Source organism: Methylobacterium sp. WL64, from assembly GCF_008039945.1.
GTDB lineage: Bacteria > Pseudomonadota > Alphaproteobacteria > Rhizobiales > Beijerinckiaceae > Methylobacterium.
Window position 1 is genome coordinate 1 of the sequence record NZ_VRVA01000234.1, and the last position, 3,623, is coordinate 3,623.

The window sequence follows — 3,623 nt, forward strand, 5'->3', positions numbered from 1 at the left end:
CCCGGAGGCAATCAGATAGCGGGCAGCGATCGAGGGCCTTTCTTTGACCAGTGCCGCGGTACGATCCCGTTGGATCCGACCACGCGATACCCCTTGATGTTCGGATCTGAAGAAATCCGCTTAGTTCACGCCGGCGCGGGCTTTTTCGTGCCCAATCCCGGCTCGGGACGCTTCGGTCTGCAAATCAGCACGCCTCGGTAACCGCCGCCCGCCATCCTGTCGCTGAACCAAGTTGCGTATCGGCTCACATAGGTGAGGCAATCGAGACCCATGCCGCCGCATAGCAAGCCACTAGCCCCCATCGCTCGTGGCGAAAAATCTGGCCGGCTTGCAGCGAGCGAGATGATCAAGACGCTGAGTCCGGAGACAGGCAGCGTTGAGGGCGTCGTGCGCCGGCTCGAGCAGGTCGGGATCATCGTGGCCCAGGGGCATCAGGAAGCCGGCATGCGGACTGCTGAAGTCCGGGCATGGCACATCGGCTTCGAGGCGGGGATGCGCTCCGAACTCAGAGATTACATGCGCCGCTTTTGATCGGCCGGCTTTCGTCCCGCCCCGCGAGCAGATCGGGGCGGGGCCGAGCCGGCTCTCACCCCAGATCAGGCAATCCCGCTTCTGGCCGCATGGTCGAGAGCCACGCCCTGCCATAGCTCGGCCGGATGTCAGCCAGCCCTGCCCCCACCCTGATCCCGAACCCCGTCGCAATCTGGCACGGGAACATCGAGAACATCTCCGAGCGTGCCTCGCCCTGCCGCTATCTGACGCCGACGCAGTGGGCGATGATGCGGGAGTCGGCGCTCGACTTCTGCAGCCGCTTCGGCGCCGAGGCGCACGGCCTGGGCTGGACGGCGTCGCAGCTCTTCGGCGTCCACCCCGAGCACGGCACGCTCCGGGTGGAGTACTGCGGGGTGCTGATGATTGCCGGCAAGAAGGCGCTGGCGGTCGAGGCGGATCGGGTCGTGTTCGAGCGGACTGCGGCCTACCGGAACACCCCGGGCAAGGTATGGGGCCCACCGATCTGGGAGTTCAAGCCGAAGGCCGGTTAGGACTCTCGCGGCTCGCCCGGCACCGGCCACGGAAGAAGCCGCCGGGCAACTAGCTGTCGTCTCCGTTGGGGCTAGCCGCCGCTCGACGCGCCGCTTCCTTGGCCATGGCGTGCAACAGAGCTCGGGCGAACGCCTGCATCTCCAGGGTACCGTGTTCCATCACGACATCGTAGGCTGCCCGGCAGGTATCCACCATTGCGTCGAAGTCGTCGTCCATCGTGCGACGCTCCACGCCACCACCCGACGGGGCACAATGAGTGTAGATGGTCTCTTGATCTAATGCAATCTTCGATTATGGTGTAAGTTTGAATGCAACCTGTCGCCTATATGGGGACAATATGCCTGATACTTCCGATGATGAGTGCCCGACTGGGCGTAGAGATAGATATCGCAACGCAGTACGTCGCATTGCAGACACACTCGGCATCTCGGTCGACCTTTTGATACAGAATGCTGCGTCCGACGAGTTCCCCGACGAGACATCCGAACTGCTGCGGTTGTGGTTCAAGATCAATGACCGTGAGGTGCGGCGAGCTGTTCTCGCCCGGCTTCAGAAGCTAAGTGGGGGTTGAGCCTCCGGGTGAATTTTGAACCCCACGCTCAGTGTGTAACCTCAGATGTCTCGTCGAGGAGCGCCCCATGCTTCGTCCGCCGGCTGCGATCGATCCCGTAACGGTTGCATAAGGCGTCGAGGTTGTTGGCGGCGCCCGCGTGCTTGCGCCGAGCAAGGAGGAGCGTGTCGACCACGTCGTCCAGCTTGATCGCGGCCGGCCGCGGCTGGGGGAGCCAGGCATATTCGGCGTTGCGGAAGCCGACGTCGAAGGGCGCGTTGTGGATCACCAGCGTGCCACCACCGATGAAGGCCAGCAGCTCGGGCACGATCGCGGCGAACAGCGGCTTGTCGGCCAGGAAGCCGTCGGACAGCCCGTGCACCGCAAAGGCGTCCGGATGCACGGCCCTTTGTGGGTTGCAGTAGCGGTGGAAGGTCCGGCCGGTCTGCATGTGGTTGATCAGCTCGACGCAGCCGACCTCAACGATGCGCTCAACCTTGGAGTCCGTGCTGGTGGTCTCGGTATCGAGGACGATCTCGCGCGTCATGCTGCCTTGCTCTTCCGGTGTGCCCGTTGCCCCTCGAAAGCCGTTCGCACACGATCATCAAGGATTTTGGTCGGCGCTTCACGAGCACCCCGGCCTGCACCGTACTCCGGCGAAAATACCATCACGAACGCCCCCGCTCGGCCCGTCCAATGCCAGCCACTACGGACTGCCACTGCCGACTGGCATCCCGATCCGGGACCCTGCCGGATAGCGCCGTTGAGGCCCGGCTAACGACGCATCGGCATCCTGCATCCCGGCCGCGTCGCGTACATGGCCCATCGCCGTGAGGAACGGTATTCAAGCCCCGCCTGCCCTGAAATCATGGGCGGCGGGGCAGCGCTATGGATGCCTTCGTGACTGCTATGCTCTCCCAATCTGATGCGCTGCCGCATGACCCGCTCTTTCAAGCGGGGCGGCAGGTTGCAGAGGCTGAAGAGCGGCGCGAGCAGCAGATGCACATCCTATCCCGTCTTGCCCAAGGCTCGCCTGCGCGGATCTACGCCGAACACGTCCTAAGCGAGATCGAGCGGACTATCGTCCTCAGCCGCATGCATCGAGAGCTGATCCAGAACCTCTTGGGGTGAATGCACCGGTCCTAAGGTGCTTTCGCTTGTCGAAGACGACGTGAGAAAGTCACACTGCCGCACAGAACGGTTTTCACCCCAGACCTATTGATCCAGGAACAACCCTGGAGCCGCCTGAATTTGTCTCTCCCTCTCGTCGTCATGCTCGTAGCAGCGGTCGGTGCCATCGCGCTGACTGTCGCCGCCTTACCAGCTCTCGACCGGTTCCTCAGATGGTGAGCGAGCGCCACTGAACTTTACCATCGCCCCCTGGTTGATCGTGCGCAACCAACAGGAGGATACCGCGATGGAGTTCGTAGTGATGGTTGCGGGGTTGGTTGGTGCAGGAGCCACGCTGGCGGTCATGATGCCGGGCCTGGACTCGTTCTTCTCCTGGTAGGTGATTGAGCTGATGACGCCCTGGTCGTCGCAGCTCGTGGCGCTCGCCGGGATGGACGAGCCAACTGCGTGCATCTCCGGAGCAGTTGGCACCTATCGTCCGCTTAGCCAATGAGACGTGATTTCTCGAAGCGCCGCATCGCCGTTCGCCTCTGACGCTCCCTCCGAGCCGAAGGACCGGAGCGACTGACGCACGACCACATCATCCCGCATAACCGACCAGTCGAACCGGCCCGGCTCCTTCAAGGATGGAGTGACCCGCAGCTTGTGAGGGTTCGGTTTGAAGGTGATCATACTCCGCATGTGGGGGTACCCTGCCCCATCTACGAGTGGATCGGGCGGCATGACCGAGCCAGTCGTAGATGGGTCTACTCCGCGTCCTGGCTACCCAGGGGGACTATCGGAAATTCCGTGTGTGAGCGGCGGGTTGAACATCAGGCCGCCATGGCCCGGGTGAAGCGCTCGCCGAAGATGACGGCGAACTGCGCCTTGGCCATGACCCACTCACGCGGGCCCATCT

The 3,623-nt window shown here is 63.1% G+C and carries 5 protein-coding genes and 1 pseudogene; 4 read left to right on the forward strand and 2 right to left on the reverse strand.

Annotation, left to right across the window (positions count from 1 at the left end; genetic code table 11):
• The 3 genes from FV242_RS35250 to FV242_RS33215 form a co-directional block, all read left to right on the forward strand.
• The coding region (locus tag FV242_RS35250) for a hypothetical protein (RefSeq protein ID WP_210248992.1) at positions 1–201 on the forward strand (201 nt) is incomplete at its 5' end.
• A 141-nt stretch (positions 202–342) separates the two neighbouring features.
• Positions 343–531 carry a hypothetical protein gene (locus FV242_RS33210; RefSeq protein ID WP_147941916.1) on the forward strand — a complete coding sequence of 63 codons (189 nt, stop codon included), beginning with the start codon at positions 343–345 and terminating at the stop codon, positions 529–531.
• A gap of 125 nt (positions 532–656) precedes the next feature.
• Positions 657–1,043 carry a hypothetical protein gene (locus FV242_RS33215; RefSeq protein ID WP_147941917.1) on the forward strand — a complete coding sequence of 129 codons (387 nt, stop codon included), beginning with the start codon at positions 657–659 and terminating at the stop codon, positions 1,041–1,043.
• A 49-nt stretch (positions 1,044–1,092) separates the two neighbouring features.
• Here FV242_RS33215 and FV242_RS35090 read toward each other — a convergent pair whose 3' ends face one another.
• A complete protein-coding gene (locus FV242_RS35090) occupies positions 1,093–1,260 on the reverse strand; it encodes a hypothetical protein (protein WP_187278677.1) in 168 nt (55 codons plus the stop codon).
• Positions 1,261–1,667: 407 nt separating this feature from the next.
• Positions 1,668–2,141 (reverse strand): annotated as a pseudogene (gene dnaQ, locus FV242_RS33220) (DNA polymerase III subunit epsilon); the annotation flags it as partial.
• Between the two features lie 341 nt (positions 2,142–2,482).
• Here dnaQ and FV242_RS33225 point away from each other — a divergent pair.
• A complete protein-coding gene (locus FV242_RS33225) occupies positions 2,483–2,725 on the forward strand; it encodes a hypothetical protein (protein WP_147941919.1) in 243 nt (80 codons plus the stop codon).
• Positions 2,726–3,623 lie beyond the last annotated feature (898 nt).

What these genes read in the sequence shown, in the direction of transcription:
- FV242_RS33210 (WP_147941916.1), top strand. Translation starts at nt 343, where the DNA reads ATGATCAAGACGCTGAGTCCGGAGACAGGCAGCGTTGAGGGCGTCGTG.
- FV242_RS33215 (WP_147941917.1), top strand. Translation starts at nt 657, where the DNA reads ATGTCAGCCAGCCCTGCCCCCACCCTGATCCCGAACCCCGTCGCAATC.
- FV242_RS35090 (WP_187278677.1), bottom strand. Translation starts at nt 1,260, where the DNA reads ATGGACGACGACTTCGACGCAATGGTGGATACCTGCCGGGCAGCCTAC.
- FV242_RS33225 (WP_147941919.1), top strand. Translation starts at nt 2,483, where the DNA reads ATGGATGCCTTCGTGACTGCTATGCTCTCCCAATCTGATGCGCTGCCG.